At 59.3% G+C, this 21,112-nt stretch carries 13 protein-coding genes and 1 other RNA gene; 5 read left to right on the top strand and 9 right to left on the bottom strand.

The annotated features are described in order from the left end of the window. The first annotated feature begins 31 nt into the window (after nt 1-31). A non-coding RNA gene (locus H9C73_RS10405) (RtT sRNA) lies at nt 32-156 on the top strand. 56 nt (nt 157-212) lie between these two features. Here the strand turns inward: H9C73_RS10405 and H9C73_RS10400 are convergent. Both H9C73_RS10400 and H9C73_RS10395 read right to left on the bottom strand, forming a co-directional pair. Further along, nucleotides 213-878, bottom strand: coding sequence for a gamma-glutamyl-gamma-aminobutyrate hydrolase family protein (locus tag H9C73_RS10400; protein WP_209287765.1), 666 nt, complete (start codon nt 876-878; stop codon nt 213-215). Continuing rightward, complete coding sequence (locus H9C73_RS10395) at nt 851-1,825, bottom strand: amidoligase family protein (protein WP_236014217.1); 975 nt, start codon at nt 1,823-1,825, stop codon at nt 851-853. Before H9C73_RS10395 ends, H9C73_RS10400 begins: the two co-directional genes overlap by 28 nt. Before the next feature lie 235 nt (nt 1,826-2,060). On the opposite strand from H9C73_RS10395, the gene H9C73_RS10390 reads away from it, so the two are divergent. Continuing rightward, complete coding sequence (locus H9C73_RS10390) at nt 2,061-4,247, top strand: sensor domain-containing protein (protein ID WP_236014216.1); 2,187 nt, start codon at nt 2,061-2,063, stop codon at nt 4,245-4,247. Between the two features lie 337 nt (nt 4,248-4,584). Continuing rightward, nucleotides 4,585-6,090, top strand: a complete 1,506-nt coding sequence (gene nhaB / locus H9C73_RS10385) for a sodium/proton antiporter NhaB (RefSeq protein WP_209287762.1) — start codon at nt 4,585-4,587, stop codon at nt 6,088-6,090. A gap of 34 nt (nt 6,091-6,124) precedes the next feature. On the opposite strand, the gene H9C73_RS10380 is transcribed toward nhaB, so the two are convergent. Further along, complete coding sequence (locus H9C73_RS10380; RefSeq protein WP_236014215.1) at nt 6,125-7,918, bottom strand: SLC13 family permease; 1,794 nt, start codon at nt 7,916-7,918, stop codon at nt 6,125-6,127. A 296-nt stretch (nt 7,919-8,214) separates the two neighbouring features. On the opposite strand from H9C73_RS10380, the gene H9C73_RS10375 reads away from it, so the two are divergent. Further along, nucleotides 8,215-9,705, top strand: a complete 1,491-nt coding sequence (locus H9C73_RS10375) for a SulP family inorganic anion transporter (RefSeq protein ID WP_209287761.1) — start codon at nt 8,215-8,217, stop codon at nt 9,703-9,705. Between the two features lie 9 nt (nt 9,706-9,714). Next, nucleotides 9,715-10,575: a universal stress protein gene (locus H9C73_RS10370; RefSeq protein WP_209287760.1), complete on the top strand. Its 861-nt coding sequence runs from the start codon at nt 9,715-9,717 to the stop codon at nt 10,573-10,575. A gap of 45 nt (nt 10,576-10,620) precedes the next feature. Here H9C73_RS10370 and H9C73_RS10365 read toward each other — a convergent pair whose 3' ends face one another. From H9C73_RS10365 to H9C73_RS10340, 6 genes are all read right to left on the bottom strand, one after another. Beyond that, nucleotides 10,621-11,838, bottom strand: coding sequence for a BCCT family transporter (locus H9C73_RS10365; RefSeq protein ID WP_209287759.1), 1,218 nt, complete (start codon nt 11,836-11,838; stop codon nt 10,621-10,623). A 271-nt stretch (nt 11,839-12,109) separates the two neighbouring features. Then, a complete protein-coding gene (gene betA / locus H9C73_RS10360) occupies nt 12,110-13,792 on the bottom strand; it encodes a choline dehydrogenase (protein ID WP_209287758.1) in 1,683 nt (560 codons plus the stop codon). Nucleotides 13,793-13,819: 27 nt separating this feature from the next. Beyond that, nucleotides 13,820-15,289 carry a betaine-aldehyde dehydrogenase gene (betB, locus tag H9C73_RS10355; RefSeq protein ID WP_209287757.1) on the bottom strand — a complete coding sequence of 490 codons (1,470 nt, stop codon included), beginning with the start codon at nt 15,287-15,289 and terminating at the stop codon, nt 13,820-13,822. 19 nt (nt 15,290-15,308) lie between these two features. Beyond that, nucleotides 15,309-15,911, bottom strand: a complete 603-nt coding sequence (gene betI, locus H9C73_RS10350; RefSeq protein WP_209287756.1) for a transcriptional regulator BetI — start codon at nt 15,909-15,911, stop codon at nt 15,309-15,311. Nucleotides 15,912-16,102: 191 nt separating this feature from the next. Beyond that, entirely contained in the window at nt 16,103-19,333 is a 3,231-nt protein-coding gene (locus H9C73_RS10345; RefSeq protein WP_209287755.1) for a translocation/assembly module TamB domain-containing protein, read from the bottom strand. Next, on the bottom strand, nt 19,333-21,027 hold the full coding sequence (locus H9C73_RS10340; protein ID WP_236014214.1) for an autotransporter assembly complex protein TamA: 1,695 nt from the start codon (nt 21,025-21,027) through the stop codon (nt 19,333-19,335). Before H9C73_RS10340 ends, H9C73_RS10345 begins: the two co-directional genes overlap by 1 nt. Between the last annotated feature and the right edge of the window lie 85 nt (nt 21,028-21,112).

Below are 21,112 nucleotides of genomic sequence, written 5' to 3'. Positions count from 1 at the left end.
GAGAGCCTCGTCACCTGACGGGGCTTTTTTGTGTCTGTGGAGTCTGACGTGGATGAGAACCGCCGAAGGTGGTTCGAGCCGAGGCACGCAGTGCCGAGACGACGTTGCGGCGCAGACGCAACGGCCCGAAGGGGAACAATCCACCTCCCACCACCATCAAATTCATACAAAAGAGCCTCGTCACCTGACGGGGCTTTTTTGTTTTTACCCTTCTATTTTTGTGCCGCCTTGACCAGCCAGCGGAACAGGCGCAGTTGCGACGGCAGGTAGAACAGGTATTCCGGGTGCCACTGCACACCCATGATCTCCTTTGACTCTGCTTCAAAGCCCTGCACGATCTGGTCCAGATCACGCCCCACAACCTGCAGCCCCCTGCCAGCCGATCGCACGGCCTGATGATGCAGGCTGTTCACGCGCAAGCGCTCCCGCTTGCAGACCTCGGCCATTCGACTGTGGTATTCCAGTCGTACCTGCTTGGTTGGCAAGAGCCCCGGACGGTTATAGGTTCGCTTGCGCAGTTCACGCAGGTCCTGATGCAGCTGGCCACCCAGCACCACATTGATCAACTGAGCACCGCGGCAGATACCCAGCATGGGCAGCCCCGTATCCAGTGCATGCTGAATCCAGCGCATCTCCAGTGCGTCTCTGTCGGGGTCTGTTCGCACAGGCGCTTCCAGGTCGCCACCGTAATGCTCCGGACTGATATCGTCACCGCCGCCGATGATCAGAGCATCCACGGAGCACTCCGGCACCTCGTGGCGTACGCTCAAGCGAACCGCTTCGGCTCCCACCAGCCAGAGCGCCAGCCGCGTACACCACCAGGAGGGCGACCAGCGCCGGCTGTTACCGGTTACAGCCACCCGCGTTCGCGCAGCCATTGATCCACTCCTTTTACCCATTCCGCACGGTTCACCCCCAGCAGCGGGCGCGACATCGACAACCAGCGCCGCGACAGCTCCGCCATGGCATCTTCGTCAGCGGCAAGCTGCTCCACTACCCACCAGGTATTCCACTCCTCGGCCAGGTCCCAGGCATTGCGTTCAATTTCGCAGTTGGGCAGTCGGTAATGCAGCGCGGGTCGCGACTTGATCCGGTCGTCGTTCACCTGCGCCTGTACGCGATCCTCATCCAGATGTGCAAGCAGTGGCAGCAGGTCCAGAGCACGGTTCCGGGTTGCGTTATAGGCCAGATACAGATCGAAGATGCCATCGAGGCTGGCACTCTGCTGCGTCAGCAGTCGGTCGATGTATTCCTCGGGGTAGAGGTCGACATAGGGGGATACCTTGCGCGCCAGATTGACGGCATGCGCGTCCACAAGCCACCACTGCAGCAGGCTGTAGGCCTTGAGATAGGCCTGAATCGTTGCAGGACTCAGGTCCGGCAGTTCTGCATTGATATGCACGCCCAGCGCGGCAATCAGGGAATCATCCGTGCCCTGAGCACCGGCATGGCGAAGTCGCTCGACAACAGGGTCCAGCGTATCGAGCTGATCCAGCCGTATGGGCGGGCAGACCAGCTCAATCGGCACCACGCGGGCAGCCAGTCGGCTGATGCTGTCCAGCCAGTCCGGAGTAACATCAACCTGCGCGTACTCCTGAGCAACCTGCTTCAGCAGCGCCCAGTCCAGCTCCAGATTGAACGTTCCCTGCTCCGTCTTGACCGCTGTTTCAACGGGGGACTTCACCTTTTCAGTGCCGTCCAGCACATCCAGCACCCCCTGCCGCGCCTGGGCAAAGGTCAGGCCGGTGAATTCCAGCTCAAAACCGGCCCGTCTCATGCTGCCATCCGAGCAGGTCTGCCGGGTCGGCTGTCGATAACGACTCATCTGTTCCATTCCTCCCATCCTCGTCGGAGTCTCAGGCTAATACCATCGCACAGAGCCGACTTTACTTGCACCTTTAAACTGCCTCTCCCAATGTCGCAGACAGAAGGCATGCTGAATGTCCTGCAAACATGGTAGGCTTGACGAGCTTCGATTGTCAGGCCGCAGTACTTAATACATGAATAATGATAAGAAAGACCTGAACTCTCAAAACTTGCCTCAGGACAGAACACAACTGATGACCCTGCTGAACGAGCAGCAGGTAATACTCGACAACGCCGGCGTTGGTATCTGCTTTGTTCAGAACCGACTCATCCAGCGTTGCAACCGCCATTATGCCCAGATGCATGGCTATGATGGCCCTGAAGACCTGGTCGGCACGAATACCCTCTCACTGTATCCAGACAAGAAACAGTACCTTGAACTGGGCCGTGAGGCCTATCCTGTCCTTGTAGCGGGCGAGCGTTTCCAGACAGAGCGCCGCATGCGCCGGCAGGACAGCAGCCTTTTCTGGTGCCGCATTACCGGCAAGCTGGTTGACACCCGGCACCCCGATCGCGGCTCAATCTGGATCGTGGAAGACATAGACGAACAGCGTCAGGCCTCTGACCGCCTCAAGGCACTCACACACCGCCAACAGCTGATTCTCGACCACGCCATGGTCGGCATCGTATTCCTGCATGACCGTCAGGTGACCAGCTGCAACCGACGTTTCTGCGAAATGCTGGGTTACGAACAGGAAGAACTGATCGGCAAGACAACCCGCTGCTGGTACCCGGATAAAACCCGCTGGGATGAGGCTGGCAACTACTACAGCAAGATTCTGTCTCAGGGGCAGTCCTTCCGTGCCGAGATTCAGCTGCTGCGCAAGGATGGACGTACCATCTGGTGCGACATTCGCAGCAAGGCGATCAACCCTGATGACCTGAGCCAGGGCTCGATCTGGATCATGATGGACATCTCGGAGCGCAAGGCCAGTGAAAAGGCACTGCAGGCCGCCCACGACGCCCTTGAGAAGCGGGTGGAAGAACGCACTCATGCACTGGAGCAGGTCGTGGCGGACCTGCATCGCGAAATCGAAGAGCGGCGCCTGGCAGAAGAACGTATTCGCCACCTGGCTCAGCATGATGGGCTGACCGGCCTGCCCAACCGCAAGCTGTTCGAGCAGCGACTGGAGGAGCAGATTCGTCAGGCAGTGGCAGAGCACACGCAACTGGCTGTGCTCTTTATCGACCTGGACCGCTTCAAGCACATCAATGACTCCATGGGCCACCATGAAGGCGACATTCTGCTCAAGAGCCTGGCCGAGCGGTTGCGTCAGGCCGTTGCCAATGACAAAACCCTGGCCCGCATCGGTGGCGATGAGTTTGTCATCATGCTTCCCCGGGTTCGCTCTCATCGTGAGGTGGAGGATGTGGTTGCCTCGCTGCAGGCCGCACTGCAGCCCACCGTGAATATCGGGCTGCATGAACTGCGCATCTCCTGCAGCACCGGCATCGCACTCTTCCCCGACGACGGACTGACGCCCCAGACCCTGATCCAGCACGCCGATACCGCCATGTATCGCGCCAAGCGCAACGGCCGCAACCGTTATCAGTTTTACAACCACCAGCTGGATCGCGAGCAGCTGGAGCGCGTTGAACTGGAGAACGCTCTGTTCCACGCCCTCAAGCATCAGGAGTTTGAGCTGTATTATCAGCCCCAGGTGGATATTACGACCGGCCTGATTGATGGGGCTGAAGCCCTGATTCGCTGGAACCGGCCCGGCCACGGCATGGTTTCTCCGGGTTGTTTCATTCCGCTGGCTGAAGAGTGCGGCCTGATTGGCGAAATTGGCGACTGGGTACTGGAACAGGCGTGCGCCCAGATGCACAGCTGGAAAGCCAAGGGGCTGCACCTGCGCGTGTCAGTCAATCTGTCGGCACTGCAACTGGAAACCCCCGAGTTCTGTCACCACCTGGCCGACTGCCTGTCCCGCTATGACCTGGAGTCGGATCAGCTTGAGCTGGAACTGACCGAAAGCATTCTGATGAAACAGGTGGATCAGACGATTCAGCTGCTGGAACACCTGGACCAGATGGGGGTACACCTGAGCATTGATGACTTTGGTACCGGCTACTCCAGCCTGAGCTACCTCAAGCGCTTCCCGCTGGACAAGCTGAAGATCGACCAGTCCTTTGTACGCGAGATCTCGGTCGATCAGGATGATGCCATCATCTGCCGCACCATCATCTCCATGGCGGAAACCCTGAACCTGAAGGTCACGGCAGAAGGCGTAGAGTATCCGGACCAGCTCGCCCTGCTGGCCGAGTTCGGCTGCCATCAGTACCAGGGCTACCTGTTCAGCAAACCGGTTCCCGCCGACGAACTGGCCCGGCTGGCACTGGAGAACCACAACGAGCCCAATCAAACCTACGATATCTGAGGGTACTGCCGGACTGCGACCTAAGGCCCCCGACCAAGGATCTGTCTGCCTGCTACGCAGGTGCAGCATTAAATAATGGAATACCCCTAGTCGACTGTGGTAAAGTGCCTCGCGATCCGTTACGGGCTGCAGGTAGATCGGCGCCAGTCACTTCCGATCGAGCCTGTTTCACCGCTTAACCTGACCGTTCGGTTTTGGAAAGCCAACTGCTCAGCGCCTCCCTCCTGCCTGTAACCGCACGCATATTCCGCTGGCTGCTCCCTGCGTGGTCGCAGCAGCCTCGGTAACCGGTTTCGTTTAACCCGGCTGCTGCGGCAGTCAAACCGAGAAAATAATAATGCCAACAACACAACTTGGTGCTTTCGCGCACAACTTCTTGGGCAATGCCCCCGGGTGGTACAAACAGACCATTGTACTTTTTCTCATCGCCAACCCCATTGCCCTCTGGATACTGGGACCACAGGCAACCGGATGGTTACTGATTGGCGAGTTCATCTTCACACTGGCCATGGCCCTCAAGTGCTACCCCCTGCTGCCCGGCGGCCTGCTGGCAACCGAGGCGCTACTGCTGGGCATGACCTCCCCCGAAGCGCTCTACCATGAAGTGGAAGTTAACCTGCCGGTGATCCTGCTGTTGATGTTCATGGTCGCCGGGATCTACTTCATGAAAAGCCTTCTGCTGGTGACCTTCACCAACATTTTGCTGCATGTCCGTTCCAAGTACCTGCTGGCCCTGCTGTTCAGCATGACGGCCGCGCTGCTGTCGGCCTTTCTGGATGCCCTGACGGTCACGGCGGTGATCATCAGTGTCGCGGTGGGCTTCTACTCGGTCTACCACAAGGTGGCCTCCGGCAAGGGACATCAACACAAGGATCACAACCACGTGTCCGATCACGAGGTGGTCGACCTGCACCGGGAAGATCTGGAAGGGTTTCGCGCCTTTCTGCGCAGCCTGTTGATGCACAGTGCGGTGGGTACCGCGCTGGGCGGCGTCTGTACGCTGGTCGGCGAACCACAGAACCTGTTGATTGCGAAAACCGCCGGCTGGAATTTTGCCGAGTTTTTCGTGCTGATGGCCCCGGTCTCCATGCCGGTACTGGCCGCAGGCCTGTTTACCTGCGTGCTGCTGGAGAAGCTGCAGCTGTTTGGTTACGGCGCCCGCCTGCCACGGCCGGTGCTACAGGTATTGAAGGAGTTTGCCGAAGCGGAGCGTGCCAAGCGTACGCAAACCCAGAAGGCAGCGTTGATCGTACAGATGATCGCGGCACTGGTATTGGTTGTGGGCCTGGCCCTGCACCTTGCCGAAGTGGGCCTGATCGGTCTGCTGGTCATCATTCTGATCACTTCGTTCAATGGCGTGACGGACGAGCACCAGATCGGCAAGGCCTTTGAAGAGGCGCTGCCCTTTACGGCGCTGCTGGTGGTCTTTTTTGCCATCGTGGCGGTGATTCACGAGCAGCACCTGTTCAGCCCGATTATCAACTGGGTACTGTCCCTGCCGGTCGAGCAACAGCCGGGCATGTTCTTCGTGGCCAACGGTGTGCTATCGATGATCTCCGACAACGTGTTCGTGGCGACGGTCTATATCAGTGAAGTGAAGCAGGCACTGGAAGCCGGCGAGATCAGCCGGGCGCACTTCGACCAGCTGGCGGTCGCCATCAACACCGGCACCAACCTGCCCAGTGTCGCGACGCCCAATGGACAGGCCGCGTTCCTGTTCCTGCTGACCTCCGCCATCGCGCCTCTGGTACGTCTGTCGTACGGCCGCATGGTCATCATGGCGCTGCCCTATACGCTGGTGCTGGGCGGTGTGGGCCTCGCATCGGTCATTCTGTTCACCTGAGACCTCTTCACACCAGCCGGGGCACCCGCCCCGGCTACTGCATCAGTGGCCAGCCCAACAGCAGGGTGGCCAGTGTCACCACCGCGACCAGCAGGTTCATCGGCACCCCTACCTTCAGGAAGTCCGTAAAGCGATACCCGCCCGGACCGTACACCATCAGGTTCGTCTGGTAGCCCAGCGGGGTCGCAAAGCTGGCCGAAGCCGCAATCATGATGGCAAACACAAAGGGTTCATTGCTCAACTGGGCCCGCTCGGTAATCTCCAGCACAATGGGCAGCATAAGGACGGCTGCCGCGTTGTTGGTGATGATTTCCGTCAGCACAGAAACCGCCAGATAGGTCAGAATCAGCAGCAGCCAGGGGGTACCGCCGCTGAGCTCCACTATGCCATTGGCGATCCAGGTCGCCACGCCGGTTTTCTGCAGCGCCGCCCCCAGTGCAAACGACGCGGCAATGGTCAGGATCACCGTCAGATCCAGACTTTTTTCCGCCTGCGCCACGTTGCAGCAACCCGTCATCACCATCAGCCCCGCCCCTACCAAAGCGGCATTGAGCATGCTTGTCAGCCCCGTTCCGGCAGCCAGCACCACGGCCGCCAGAATCCCCCAGGCCAGCCAGGCGCGTTCATGACGTGGCTGCGTCTTGTCCAGATCGTTAATCAGCAGGAAGTCCTTGTTGTAGCGCTGACGGCTCACAAACGCGGGGCGGGCTTCCAGCAGCAGCGTGTCCCCTGCTTCCAGCCGGATGTTGCCAAGGTTGCCCTGTATCCGTTCGCCGCTGCGTGCCACGGCAAGCACAACAGCACCGTAACGGTCACGAAAGCGCGCATCACGAATCGCATGCCCCACCGCATCACAGTGCGGGGATACCACCGCCTCAACCAGACAGCGCTCGGCACGATCCTGATTAAGGGTATCGGAGTGCCCATTCTCGGGTGACGGCACGATGCCATTGATGCGCAGCAGGTCGGAGATGGCTTCGGTATCACCGGCGAACACCAGCCGGTCGCCCCCCTGCAGCTTTTCTTCGGAAGAGACTGCCGTCACGATGTTGCCACGGCGGTCAATCTCAACCAGATACACACGATCCAGGCTGCGTAAGCCTGCCTGTTCCACCGTCTGGCCGACCAGCGGCCCATCGGAGGCTACGGCCACTTCCAGTGTAAACTCGCGCAGGTTGCCAAAGGCCCGCTTATCGCTGCGATCCGGCAGCAGACGCGGAAACAGCACCCAGATAAACAGAACGCCCACCACAACCACCGGCAGTGCAACTGCCGTGATGGAGAACAGTGAAAAACCGGCTTCCCCGGTCAACTCCTGATACTGGCCGTTGACCACGAGATTGGTGCTGGTGCCGATCAGCGTCAGCGTACCGCCCAGAATGGCGCTGTAGCTGAGGGGGATCATCAGTTTTGATGCGGGAATGTTGATCTTGCGCGACCAGGCATGGATGGCCGGAATCATGGTCGCGACCACGGGCGTGTTGTTGAGAAAGCCACTGAGCAGCACAACCGGCGCAAAAATACGCCCCATGGCACCTCTCACGCCCTGAGGTCGCCCCAGCACCTTGTGCACCAGCAGGTCGACACCGCCGGAGGAGTGAATCCCGGCGGCCACCACAAACATGCAGGCCACGGTGATCAAACCGGAGTTGGCAAAACCGGCCAGGGCCTCACCGGGCGTCAGGACACCACTGATACTGAGCAGCGCCAGCACCGCCATCATCACGATATGCGGCCCCGTACGTGTCAGAATCAGTGCTGCCAGGGCAGCCATCATTAAACTCAGTGCGAACCAGCCTTGCCACTCCACAGCGATACCCGTGTCCATTGAAAAGCCCCTAAGATACAGGGTTCTTTTGATTCCATAAAAGAATAAATATTAACAAATTTATACTCATATGAAATATCAAATAGACAGGGGTTATACCCGGCGAATGCCCGGCTGCAACCAACGCGGCACTTCTGTATAATTTTGCGCCTTTATCACGACTGATCGGCTGCCTTGCTCAAATTGCACAGGCCGCCCATCGCCCGGCTGTCACATGATTCCGGCAGACTCGATCATGGCATTTGACGCCCCAGTCGGCGATGCCCCAGCCCTTGAACACAAGCAAGAGAGTGCAGATGCTGCAAAGAATTAAACAGGAGTGGTTCTCCAACGTCCGCAACGATCTGTTGTCCGGCACGGTGGTCGCCCTTGCCCTGATCCCGGAAGCGATCGCCTTTTCCATCATCGCAGGCGTTGATCCCAAGGTAGGCCTCTACGCCTCCTTCTGTATCGCCGTCATCATCGCCTTCTTCGGCGGCCGCCCCGGCATGATTTCTGCGGCCACGGGCGCCATGGCCCTGCTGATGGTCACACTGGTCAAGGAGCACGGCCTGGAATACCTGCTGGCCGCGACCCTGCTGACCGGTGTCTTCCAGATACTGGCCGGTTTCCTCAAGCTGGGCGATCTGATGCGCTTCGTCTCCCGCTCGGTCGTAACCGGGTTCGTGAACGCACTGGCGATCCTGATCTTCATGGCCCAGCTGCCGGAACTGACCAACGTGACCTGGCATGTGTATGCCATGACTGCGGCCGGACTGGGGATTATCTACCTGTTCCCCTACCTGCCGGTCATCGGCAAGAGCCTGCCCTCGCCGCTGGTCTGCATCATTGCGCTGACAGCCGTTGCCATGGTGCTGGGCCTGGATATCCGCACCGTGGGCGACATGGGCGAGCTGCCGGATACCCTGCCGATCTTCCTCTGGCCGGAAGTACCGCTCAATCTGGATACCCTGATGATCATCCTGCCCTACTCACTGGGGCTTGCTGTGGTGGGCCTGCTGGAATCGATGATGACTGCGAATATCGTCGACGAGCTGACCGATACCAGCAGTGACCGTAACCGTGAGTGCAAGGGCCAGGGCATTGCCAACATCGGCGCGGGCCTGATGGGCGGCATGGCCGGTTGTGCCATGATCGGTCAGTCGATCATCAACGTGAAATCCGGTGGCCGCGGACGCCTGTCCACCTTTGTGGCCGGCCTGTTCCTGATCATTCTGGTGGTATTCCTGGATGAATGGATCAGCCAGATCCCGATGGCGGCACTGGTCGCCGTCATGATCATGGTATCCATCGGTACCTTCTCCTGGGAATCCATTCGCGATCTGCGCAAGCACCCGCTGTCGACCAACATCGTGATGATCTCCACCGTGGCAGTTGTGGTGGCAACACACAACCTGGCCATCGGCGTGTTTGTGGGCGTCCTGCTGGCATCGCTGTTCTTCGCCAACAAGGTGGGCCAGTACATGGCCATCAGCAGCCGCAAGGATGAAGACACGGACACTCGCACCTACCGCGTAGTAGGGCAGGTATTCTTTACCTCCTGCGAAAAGTTCATCGCCTCCTTTGACTTCAAGGAAGTGCTTGATAAGGTCGTCATTGACCTCAGTGAAGCGCACTTCTGGGATATCAGCGCCGTTTCCGCGCTGGACAAGGTGGTAATCAAGTTCCGTCGAGAAGGTGTGGATGTCGAGGTCATTGGACTGAATGAAGCCAGCCGCACCATCGTCGACAAGGTGGCGATCCACGACAAGCCCGAAGAAGTCGAAAAATTCATGGCCGGCCACTAAGGAGCCAAAATGAGCAAGATCATTGCATGCATAGACGGTTCACGCGCAGCCCTGGCCGTCTGCACCGCCTCAGCCTGGGCGCAGCAACAACTGGACGCGCCCCTGGAACTGCTCCACGTGCTGGAAAAAACCGACTACCCGTCGGAAGGCGACATGAGCGGCAACATTGGTCTGGGTACCCGCGAGCACCTGCTGGACGAACTGGCCGAGCTGGACAACAAGCGCAGCAAGTTGATGCTGGAACAGGGGCGTTTCATGCTGGACGAAGCGCGCAAGCAGGTGGAAGGCAGTGGTGTGCCGGCCGAGCAGATCTCGACCCTGCAGCGCCATGACTACCTGGTTGATACCCTGAGCGAGTTCGAGCCCGACACTCGCCTGCTGGTCATGGGGCGTCAGGGTGAAACGCATGAACATGCAGCCGCAGCTGTCGGCAGCCACCTGGAGAATGTCACTCGCACCCTGCAGAAGCCGATTCTGGTTGCACTGGATGATTTCAAGGCGCCCGAGCGTTTTCTGCTGGCCTACGACGGCAGTACCACCGCCAACAAGGCTCTGAAAATGGTCGCCCAAAGCCCGCTGCTGAAGCAGGTGCCCTGCCATCTGGTCATGGCCGGCAAGCGCGTGGAGCGTCAGCGCGAACAGCTTGCCAACGCTGAAACCATGCTCAAGGGCAACGGCTTTGACGTCACCACCGTGACACTGGAAGAGGAAGAAGTGCGTCCGGCCCTGATCAACTATATCAAGGCCGAGCAGATCGACCTGATGGTCATGGGTGCCTGGGGCCACTCCCGCATCCGGCAGATGCTGGTGGGCAGCATGACCAACTGGATGCTGCACAACAGCCCCATCCCGCTGCTGCTGTTGCGCTAGGCACAAAAAAACCCGGCCAAGGCCGGGTTTTTTTACGTCTGACAGCTAGCCTGCCAGTTCGATCTTGCCGAAATCCAGGCTGTTCTCTCTCGGCGAACCACTGATCGCCGCCACTTCAGCCCGTCGCTTCAGCAGGATATAGCCGAAGCAGCCGAAATAGAGCGCGATCACCAGCGCCCCAACCCACTGAATGCGCAGGAAGTCCAGCTGGAACAGCAGCGTCAGACCACACATGCCCAGCAGGTTACCCAGCAGATAGGGAACCTTGCCGAAGCGCTGCACCGTCAGATTCAGGTTGTCGGTGTAGAGACGGATCAGGGAGTCCAGAGAGTTCACCACCATCAGCACCCCGACCACGATCATGGCCAGATTGATAAAGCCGGCGATATTCATGCCCTCGGCATGGTAGTGGTACAGAATCGTGAACCAGACGCCGATCGCGATGGAAGGGATGACCAGCATGGCCAGCAGCAGCTGCCAGGTGCGAATGCCGCTGACAAAACGGGCCGTGAACTGACCGATCATGATGCTCCATGAGAACCACCAGAACAGGTAAAACGCATGGTAGTCATTCAGCGGCAGCATGAACTGGTGCAGGTTGGTGAAGTATTCACCGATCAGGCCTGCCGTGCCCAGAAAATCGGACGGGCTGCCGTTACCCAGCATGAAGGCACGTACCCACATCACCAGAATCAGCGCCATGAAGAGCAAGCTTGAGCCTACGCTGAGTACACGTAGGTACTTGATCTTGCTGCTGGAATAGACCGCCAGCGCAATGGACGCCAGCACAATCAGGTAAAACGCCGGCACGACCGACTCGCCATCACCGATCTGCGGCAGGTACCAGGGCAGGTTCACCAACAACAGGTAGGCGGTAAACGCACAGGTCCCGATGATCACGATGTTATTGACCCACTTCACCAGCGGAATCTCGAAAAAGCCGACTCGCGGCTCGATGATGCAGAAATAGAAACAGGTCAGGAAATAGAAGCCCCAGATCAGAAAGGCCCAGTAGCCAAACTCGATTGCGAGCGGGTTGGCGAAACTGTATTCAGGGTTTTCCGCCACATTGCCATAGCCTGCGAACTCAGTCAGGGGAAACATGATCAGCCCCACGTCCAGCCCTGATGTAAACAGGATGGCCGTAAAGGTCAGCGTGCGCACCGGGGTGACCCCGATACACTTGATGTTCCACCACTTGAGCAAGACAAAAGCCAGGGCGGCAAAGGTAAAAATCAGACCGGATGATAGCCAGAGGTTCATACGCCCTCCCGGTCAGTGGTTGAAGTGCTGGCAAACAGCATGGGTGTTCCTCCTCTACTCTGAAGTTTAGGCGCAGCACGGCTTCAGGCCTTGATGCTTACACCTGCTCATTCGAATCGGATACAAACCCCCGCGTTTCTTATTAGACGGGCCAGGACTTGCCTATCGGGCGCACAGAGAGTGGTCAGTTTGACCAGGCGTTGATAGGGAAATCCTGTTGGTTTGCGACCCCGGGCACATTGCGCGCCCGGGGCGGGAGATAGCCGTGTGACTAAAGCACGCGCTTGGCCTCTCCCGAACGTTGACGCGTCTGCCAATGCTCATCCATGATCACAGGCGCATCGGAAGGTGGCAGGGGCTCCTTGCCCCGAATCAGGTCGGCCGCCCGCTCCGCCACCATAATGGTAGGTGCGTTCAGGTTGCCGTTGGGTATGGTCGGGAAGATGGACGAGTCCACCACCCTCAGGTTCTCGATCCCCTGTACACGGGTCTGCGGGTCCACGACCGACAGGTCATCGGTCCCCATTTTGCAGCTGCAGGACGGGTGGTAGGCACTTTCCACCGCCTGACGTACAAAGGCATCAATCTGCTCATCAGTGGTCACCTCTTCACCCGGCTGAATCTCGGCACCGCGATAGGCATCCATCGCGGGCTGATTGATGATTTCACGGGTCAGGCGAACACAGTCACGGAAGCCTTCGCGGTCGGCCTCGTGCTGCAGATAGTTGAACTGAATCTTCGGTGCCTGCTTCGGATCAGCCGACTGAACATGCACAAACCCTCGGCTCTTGGGCTTGTTGTGCCCGATGTGCAGCTGAAAGCCGTCACCGGCAAAGGCCTCACGTCCGTCATAGCGCATGGCCGCCGGCAGGAAGTGGTACTGCAGGTCAGGCCATTCCACACCGGCCTTGGAGCGAATAAAGCCACAGGACTCAAAGTGGTTGGTGGCCCCCAGGCCATCCTTCTTCAGAATCCAGCGCACACCGATCTTGAACTTGCTCCACCAGTCCAGCTTGCGGTTCAGTGACACCGGCTGGTTGCAGCGGAACTGGAAGTAGAACTCCAGGTGGTCCTGCAGGTTTGCACCCACGCCCGGCAGCGCATGCTGAACGTCGATTCCGGCCTGCTTGAGCACCTCAGGATTGCCGATACCGGACAGCTGCAGCAGGTGTGGGGAACCGATGGACCCGGCCGACAGAATCACCTCTTTGGCAGCCTGCACGTCCTGCACCTGACCGGCCTTTTCATAGCGCACTCCGGTCGCGGTTTTGCCTTCCAGCAGCACCTTGTGCACCTGAGCATGGGTGACCACCGTCAGATTGGGACGCTGCATCGCCGGGCGCAGATAGGCGTTGGCAGTCGACCAGCGCCGCCCATGCCGCACCGTCATGTGCATGGGACCAAAGCCTTCCTGCTGGGCGCCGTTATAGTCCGCCGTTTCAAAGTACCCCGCGTCCTTGCCCGCATCGACAAAGGCCTGGTACAGCGGGTTCTGCATGTTATTGCCGTTATTGACCCCCAGAGGACCGGCATCGCCACGGTAGGCATCGCCTCCAAAGGCCCAGGTCTCGGCCTTCTTGAAGTACGGCAGGACCTGAGAATACTGCCAGCCTTCGGCACCCTCGGCTGCCCATTCATCGAAGTCACGGGCATGGCCACGCACATACACCATACCGTTGATGGAGGACGACCCGCCCAGCACCTTGCCGCGCGGACAGTGCATGCGGCGGTTATCGAGGTATGGCTCCGGCTCTGTCTCGAACTGCCAGGCATACTTGTCGGTATTCATCGGAATCGACAATGCCGTGGGCATCTGGATGAATATGCTCTTGTCACTGCCACCGGTTTCCAGCAGCAGTACCCGGTACTGACCATCTTCGGTCAGACGGTTGGCCAGCACGCAGCCTGCGGAACCGGCCCCTACAATGATGTAATCGTATTGTGCTTCTTTCATGCAGCGTCTCCTGGTTGGCCGGCTCGGTTAAAACGGGGCGTCAATGTCCTGCATTCCCACATACACCGCCTTGATCTGCGTGTAGTGGTCCAGCGTGGCGCGCCCGTTTTCACGGCCAATCCCGGACAGCTTGTAGCCCCCGACCGGCATCTCGGCAGGAGAGGCACCATAACTGTTGATCCAGCAAATACCCGCCTGGATACGGTGAATGATGCGGTGTGCACGGCGCAGGTCATTGGTAAAGACGCCGGCCGCCAGCCCTGTATCGGTGTCGTTGGCACGGGCAATCACTTCGTCTTCATCCGAGAAGGTCAGCACCGACATCACCGGACCAAAAATCTCTTCCTTCACGATGGTCATGTCGTCTCGACAATCGGTGAAGATGGTCGGCTCCACGAAATACCCGCCCTTGGCAGATTCGGGGGAAAGCGCCTTGCCACCGGCCAGCAGGGTCGCGCCTTCCTCAACCCCCTTGGCGATATACCCCAGCACCAGATCACGGTGTTTGGCCGAAATTAGGGCACCAAAATTGGTGTCCGGGTTCATCGGGTCGCCTGGCTTGATGTTGTTGCGGGTGCGCTCCAGAAGACGCTCCATGAACTGCGGATAGATGGCCTCATGCACGAAAACCCGCGTGCCGTTGGTGCAAATTTCACCTTGAGTATAAAAATTGCCAACCATGGCAGCCGATACAGCGTTATCCAGGTCAGCATCATCAAAAATGATTAATGGTGACTTGCCACCCAGTTCCATGGTCACGTCCTTCAGGGAAGACGCTGCAGCCGCCATCACTTTTTGCCCGGTCGCCACTTCGCCGGTAAAGGACACCTTGGCGATATCAGGATGGTGCGTCAGCCAGCTGCCCACCTCTGCAGCGCCCTGTACCACGTTGAACACGCCAGCCGGCACACCGGCTTCGATAAAGATTTCGGCCAGCTTCACAGCCCCGAGCGGGGTTTCCTCGGACGGCTTGAAAATCATCGCATTGCCGCACGCCAGCGCCGGAGCCGACTTCCAGCAGGCAATCTGAAGGGGGTAGTTCCAGGCACCGATACCTGCACAGATGCCCAGCGGCTCCCGGCGGGTGTAGTAAAAATCGCCGCCCAGATCCTGCTGATTACCCTCGATTGAGGGGGCCAGGCCCGCGAAGAACTCAATGGCATCGGCACCGGTGACCACATCAACGGCCTCCGCTTCCTGCATCGGCTTCCCGGTATCACGCACTTCAACCGCTGCCAGCTCATCATTGCGCTCACGCAGCATCGATACGGCCTTGAGCAGAATTCGGCTGCGCTCAACCGCAGACATGGCCGACCAGTGCGCAAAACCTTCACGCGCACTTTCGATGCAAGCCTGCTGAACCGACTCACAGGCCACTTCCACCTCGTAGATCACCTCTCCCGTCGCCGGATTGATGACCGGAAAGGTTTCACCGGTGCTGTTGGCCAGAAAGCGACCATGAACGAAGTTTTGAATGCGAGGAAGTGTGTTGGACATAAAACCGTGAAACCTCAGATTATGAATTCGTCTTGCGTGCCTGAGACAGGGCTTCCTGAACGAAGCGCTTACATAGGCGCTCACCTGCCTCAAAGCTTTCCTGCGGGTCCAGACTCAAGGCACTGCGCAGCCAGAACCCGTCAATCAATGCCGCCGTTTGGCGTGCCGCTGCCGTTGCCTCGTCCGGTGACAGCACCTGCGCAAAGGAATAGCGCAGGTTGCTGTACAGACGGGCGTTGTTGATTTGCTGCAGCCGCTTGAGACCGGGCTCGTGCATGGCGCGTGCCCAGAAGCTCAACCAGGTTTTGGCAGCCAGTGCCGAACGCTGGAAGTCGGAGAAGTTGGACTCAATGATGCAGTTCAATCGCTGCTCCGGAGAGCCATCACTGTTGGCCATCCGCGCTCTCAGCTCAGTGCCCAGTTGATCCAGCAGGTAACGCAGAGCGGCTTCAATCAGCCCCTGCTTGCCACCGAAGTAATGACTGATGATGCCGGACGACAATCCGGCGCGTTTGCTGATACTGACAATGGTGGTGTTCTGCATGCCCAGCTCGGCGATGGACTCCATCGCGGCCTGAATCAACTGCTGCTTGCGGGCATCCTTGACTCCAACTTTTGGCATATCGCGGCACTCGTTTTTATTAATTGAACGTTCAATTAATAAAATGTTAACGAACAATGCCGCTCAGTTCAACCGTGCTTTACAGGCAAAAGACAACACGTTCGACGAAGTTGGCTAAAGAAGTGTAAAAAGAGGTGAAATAATGACCGCAGGGCCAGGACAGCCCTGCGGGAAACGCGCCGGATCAGCGGCTAGCGCTCAATGGTGTAGAGGATATCCGCACCACTGCCCAACGCACTGCTCTGGGCTTCAACACGCCAGGTATCGGTCAGCTTGTATTTGAGGCTTAACGTATTGACCGCATCCATCACGCCGATGCCGTAGCGCAGGTACAAACGCGGTGACAGGTATTTGCCGATAAAGAACGCAGACCCTTCCGCGCCGCTGCTGTCAAACCCCAGCTCATCCAGCGAAAGCGAATCACGCAGCTGATCCGTCACTTTGTTACCGCCGGACATGCTCAGCGAGAGCGCCGCCTGAGTCAGCATCTGCTGCTCGCCGGAGGAACTTTCGCCCGGTGCCTTGCCCAGCAGCAGATAGGACAGCACACTGCTGTCCGGCATTGCCGGTTCGCCGTACAGGTCCATGCGCGGCTCTCGCAGGGTGCCACTCACATTCGCCCCGACGACCACATCATCGACCTTCCGCCCCACGCGCAGATCCAGCCCCGGATTGTCTATTGGGCCTGCAGCATAGACCAGGCTGCCACGGCGAATTTCAAGATCCTGGCCATAGAGCCGGTATTCACCGCTTTCCACCTGAATACTGCCCGTTGCCCGGGTCGCCTGACCCGGTGTCTCTTCCACATTGAGCTGACCAAGCAGACGCCCCTTGAAGCCGAGCGCATCCACCCGCACGTCATCCCCGAGAATCACATCGATATTGGCACTGAGCGGTACAGCAGGCTCTGACTTCGGCAGCGCCCCGTCTTCCAGTACAACCACATCCGCATTCGGCGTGACCGCACTTTCGCGCGACTCCGGCGTTGCAACCAGCACACGCGGAATGCGGACACTGCCGGTCAGATTGATCAGTTCAGGCGACAGGTTCAGGCGGAGGTCCGGGCTGATGTCCGCCTGTGCCTCTGCGGTGTTCATGGCGGTAAAATCCTCGCCTTTCAGCACCACCTGCCCTGACTGCCGCGTCAGGTCATACTCCCCGTCCAGTTCGAGCTGACCGTCCCCGGACCCCACGCGACCGGAAAAGACCAGTCCCTGACCGTTATTCACGGGGCTGGCGGAAAACTCGAGCGGATCCAACAGCAACCCGGCCACCGGCACTTCCACCCGCCCTTCACTGAAGTTCAGGTCACCGTTCACGGCCGGCTCTGACAGAGTACCGGCCAGTGTAAACTCGGCATCCAGTCGACCTGCCATGTTCTGCAGCTCAGGCACCATCACCTCCACCAGGCTCAGATCAGACGCACTCAGTTCGACCTTGCCCTGCAGACGCTGACGTTTACTCAGCTCCGCGACTTCGAGGTTAAGCCCCAGAGAGCCCGCGACCAGTGCCAGCTCGGTATCCGCCTGCGCGGTCAGACGGTCATTTTCCAGCAGCGCATTGATACGAACAGGCTGCAGCGGCAGGGCCTGATCTGCATGGGAGGGGGTAAATTCCCCGGCCGAGGTTTCGATGACTGCCTGCAGCCGCGGGGCACCCTCTGCCGCTTGTGTAAAGGCCAGTTGCGCGGTGAGTGCCGGCGTCAACTCGGCACCATTCAACAGGGGGGTCAACAACGACAACGGCAGTGCTTTCAGGTCCACATTCGCTGCCAGCTGCTCGCCAAAGGTGCCTTCACCCGACACACAGAGATTGCCGCCCTGAGTCAGCTCGTTCAGGCACAGGGGTTTCAGCATGAAATGTTCCGGCGAGACTTCCAGCCCTGCTGCGGCCGTAGACTGCCAGTGGCTCAGCAGCGTCGGATTGAGGTCCAGCTGAACCAGCTCACCCGCCCACTGCCGCAACTGAGGCTGCCAGCCGCCATTGAGCTGCAACTGCAGCACACCCTGTTCGGCATCGGCCGTGAGCCTGATTCTATGCTGCTCGGGCAGCCCGTCCATGATCAGGCGGGCCTGCTGAATACGCTGCCCGCCCGCCTCAAGGGCTTCCAGCCGCAGGTCGGTCTGCCAGTCACTTTGGCCCGACAGGTCTACCTTGATCGGCCCCTGCAGCTGTTTCAGAGTCAACTGGTCCGCGTACTGAACATTGCTCACATTGGCGCGGGCATTGACTGAAGGCGTCAGCAAGGGACCACTCACCTGTCCTTCCAGGGCCAGGCGCCCCTGTGCCTGCGGCAACAGTTTTGCGAGTTCCGGCACCTTGAGGGACCAGTTCAGATTGAGCCGCTCCAGCCCCAGCTCGCCGCCCGCATCGGCACTGGCCCCCGCATAGCGCAACTGGATAGCCTCCAGCTGCCAGCTCGACAGCCCTCCGCGCACCTGCCCGGACAGCGCCAGAGGCTGCTCTCTCAGCACCCCTTTCAACTGCTGGATGTTCAGTGAGAGCTGGGGTTCACCCCGAGCCATCACCACGCTGCCCTCGGCATCCAGTGCCAGCTGACCGGGCCAATCAGGCGCTGCCAGAGCGGGGTCCAGACCGGCAGCTTTCAAGCTGTAACGCAGATCCAGCCCTTCAGCCAGCGCGATTGCCGCCTCCAGTGACAGCTGCGCCTTGTCCTGGCTCAGGTCCGTTACCAGATCAACGGTTCGCTCATTCCCCTCAAACTCTGCCTGCACCTTCAGCTCAAAGGGCTTGCTGGCCTGCCAGTGCTCGGGAGCCCACCAGTCCTCAATACGCCCGATCACACGTCCATCCAGATGGCTGGTAAAGCGATTGCCGGGTTCTGTCCAGCCACTGAGTGACACCCGTGTCTCACCCTGAATGAGTTCAACCTGATCAAGCAGAATGCGCCCCTGATCGGAATGAGCCCCCAGCATCAGGGCAACAGGCCCGGTCAGAGGCTGCCCGTCGCGATTCAGCTCAACGCGCTGCAGCACCAGCTGATCGAGTGAAAAGCCCAGTGGCAGTTCAACCACGGGCAGCTCGGGCAGCCCCGGCGGCTGTTCGGGATCGGGCGCATCATCGGCGGCATCCTGCTCGAGCAGGTCCAGCTTGACGCGCCCAAGGGACAGCTCGTGGATGGTCAGATGGGGCTCAAACAGGCGCCAGGGATCCCAACGCAGCAGCAGGTCTTCCAGCAGCAGGTTTTGCGCCGGCAGTTCCAGCGACACTTCCTGAATCCGCAGCTCATCGGTCAGTGTCCCCTCCACGCCACTCAGTGATAACTGCGGCACGGATTGACTCACCAGGTTCAGGGCAAAGCGTGTGCCCGATGGCAGGAAAAGGATGCTGGCCAACAGAGACAGCACCAGTAACAAAAGAATCAACAGGCTTCCCAGCCCCCAGCGCAACCATAAACGCATCAGAGATCAGGTCCCAAAGAGAAGTGAATACGAAACCCCGAATCATCCAGGGGTACTGCCAGATCCAACCGAACAGGGCCCACCGGCGACTGCCAGCGTGCGCCGATGCCAGCCCCGGTTTTCAGGTCGGCTTGAATGTCGTCAAATGCATTGCCGGTATCCAGAAAGGCGGCCACGCGCCACTTGTCACGAATCTTGTAGTCCACCTCCACACTGCCGGTCACCAGGTAGCGCCCGCCCAGAACATCGCCGCCAGCCCCCGTCGGACCCAGCGACTGATAATCGTAGCCGCGCACGCTGGTATCACCGCCTGCATAGAAGCGCATGGACGCAGGCAGATCATCCACGGAGTCCACCAGGGTCAGGCCCAGTTCGGCCCGGGTCAGCAGGCGCCAGCGCTCCCCCAGACTGTCCACCCGCTTGCCGCCAAACTCAAGCTGTATCAGGTTGGTATCGGACAGCAGCGGCTCGGCTGCAGCCGTCAGACCGATATCCAGGCTGTAGCCACGGCGTGTGTTGATCCGGTCGTCCGCCTGGGTTTTGCTGAAACGTACGCTGGGCAACAACAGAGTCGATTCCTGCTCATCCCCTTCAAACACCCAGGCTTCCTGCTGCCAGTCCAGCGCCAGGCGACGATCCCAACCATTGAGCTTTTTCTGCCAGCTGCCACCAATGCCATAGGTGCGTGCATCGATGGTATCCGACTGTTCGTCTTCCAGTTTGATGTTGAGCGCAAAGCGGTCGGTAACGGGATCCTCACCGGGGATCTGATAGCTGGTATTAAAAGCCTGCTTCACCTGTGACAGGCGCAGCCTGGAATCAAGCGAATGACCGCGACGGTTCACCCAGCGCCGCGTTGTACCGATTTGAAGACGGGCCCCCGTATCCGTACCAAACCCGGCACCGCCCTGATACAGGGTGCGGGCATTCGGCGTCAGTCCGATATCGACCGGGACGACACCGTTTTCCCGTTGCGGCAGCAGAGGTCTGACCTCAACATCGCTGAAATAGTTGCTGTCGATCAGGTTGCGCTGCAGCATGACCAGCTGGGCCGTGTTGATCGGATCACCGGAGTCAAACGGCAGGTAACGCCTCAGCAATTGCTCGGACACCGGCACTTCGTCGAAATGAATTTGACCTATCCGCGCCCTCGGTCCGGTGTCATAGACAAGTACAATATCCGCCAGACTCGCATCGGGATCGACCAGTACGCGCGCCTCTGTAAACACGGCATCGTAATACCCCCGCTCGGATGCACGGGATTGCAGGGCGCTTTTCAAGGCGCTGTATGCCTGGTGCTGAAAAGGCTCGCCCCGGCGCAACCCGCTCTCTTCAAGCACCTGTTGCATGACCGGATCCTGTGCGCCCTCACCCTCAAGTTCGAGTCTAAGGGCCCCCACCAGCACCCGAGGACCGGGATTCACACGGTAGTCGGCATACCACTCGGCCTCGGGTCCCTCAAGGTGCAACGCCAGTTTCAACTCGGGGTTGTAGTAACCGAACGGCTCAAGTGCCGTGCGAATCTCCCTGTCGGCCTGACGGTGCAGATAACGTAACCGGCCCGGCCTTGGCAGAGGGTCGCGTGCCAACGCATCATCAATACTGAGCAAGGCGCGCACGTTGGCAGCCAGAGGGTCTTCAAGCCCACTCAGGCGCAACTCGGCCGCCCCAAGACCCGAAGACATCATGGCCATCAGGAGTACCGGCAAGCACCGTTTGAGGTTAGGCATCACGTGGTTTTTTTCACTCCATTGCATATATATCCAGATACACTGAGTG

Source organism: Marinobacterium alkalitolerans (genome assembly GCF_017776525.1).
GTDB lineage: Bacteria > Pseudomonadota > Gammaproteobacteria > Pseudomonadales > Balneatricaceae > Marinobacterium > Marinobacterium alkalitolerans.
Note: the sequence above shows the minus strand (reverse complement) of the source record. Positions and strands in the feature narration are given on the sequence as shown.

Bases quoted from the DNA above. Each gene is read 5' to 3' on its own strand.
- H9C73_RS10400 (WP_209287765.1), bottom strand. From the start codon at position 878: ATGGCTGCGCGAACGCGGGTGGCTGTAACCGGTAACAGCCGGCGCTGG.
- H9C73_RS10395 (WP_236014217.1), bottom strand. From the start codon at position 1,825: ATGAGTCGTTATCGACAGCCGACCCGGCAGACCTGCTCGGATGGCAGC.
- H9C73_RS10390 (WP_236014216.1), top strand. From the start codon at position 2,061: ATGACCCTGCTGAACGAGCAGCAGGTAATACTCGACAACGCCGGCGTT.
- nhaB (WP_209287762.1), top strand. From the start codon at position 4,585: ATGCCAACAACACAACTTGGTGCTTTCGCGCACAACTTCTTGGGCAAT.
- H9C73_RS10380 (WP_236014215.1), bottom strand. From the start codon at position 7,918: ATGGACACGGGTATCGCTGTGGAGTGGCAAGGCTGGTTCGCACTGAGT.
- H9C73_RS10375 (WP_209287761.1), top strand. From the start codon at position 8,215: ATGCTGCAAAGAATTAAACAGGAGTGGTTCTCCAACGTCCGCAACGAT.
- H9C73_RS10370 (WP_209287760.1), top strand. From the start codon at position 9,715: ATGAGCAAGATCATTGCATGCATAGACGGTTCACGCGCAGCCCTGGCC.
- H9C73_RS10365 (WP_209287759.1), bottom strand. From the start codon at position 11,838: ATGAACCTCTGGCTATCATCCGGTCTGATTTTTACCTTTGCCGCCCTG.
- betA (WP_209287758.1), bottom strand. From the start codon at position 13,792: ATGAAAGAAGCACAATACGATTACATCATTGTAGGGGCCGGTTCCGCA.
- betB (WP_209287757.1), bottom strand. From the start codon at position 15,289: ATGTCCAACACACTTCCTCGCATTCAAAACTTCGTTCATGGTCGCTTT.
- betI (WP_209287756.1), bottom strand. From the start codon at position 15,911: ATGCCAAAAGTTGGAGTCAAGGATGCCCGCAAGCAGCAGTTGATTCAG.
- H9C73_RS10345 (WP_209287755.1), bottom strand. From the start codon at position 19,333: ATGCGTTTATGGTTGCGCTGGGGGCTGGGAAGCCTGTTGATTCTTTTG.
- H9C73_RS10340 (WP_236014214.1), bottom strand. From the start codon at position 21,027: ATGGCCATGATGTCTTCGGGTCTTGGGGCGGCCGAGTTGCGCCTGAGT.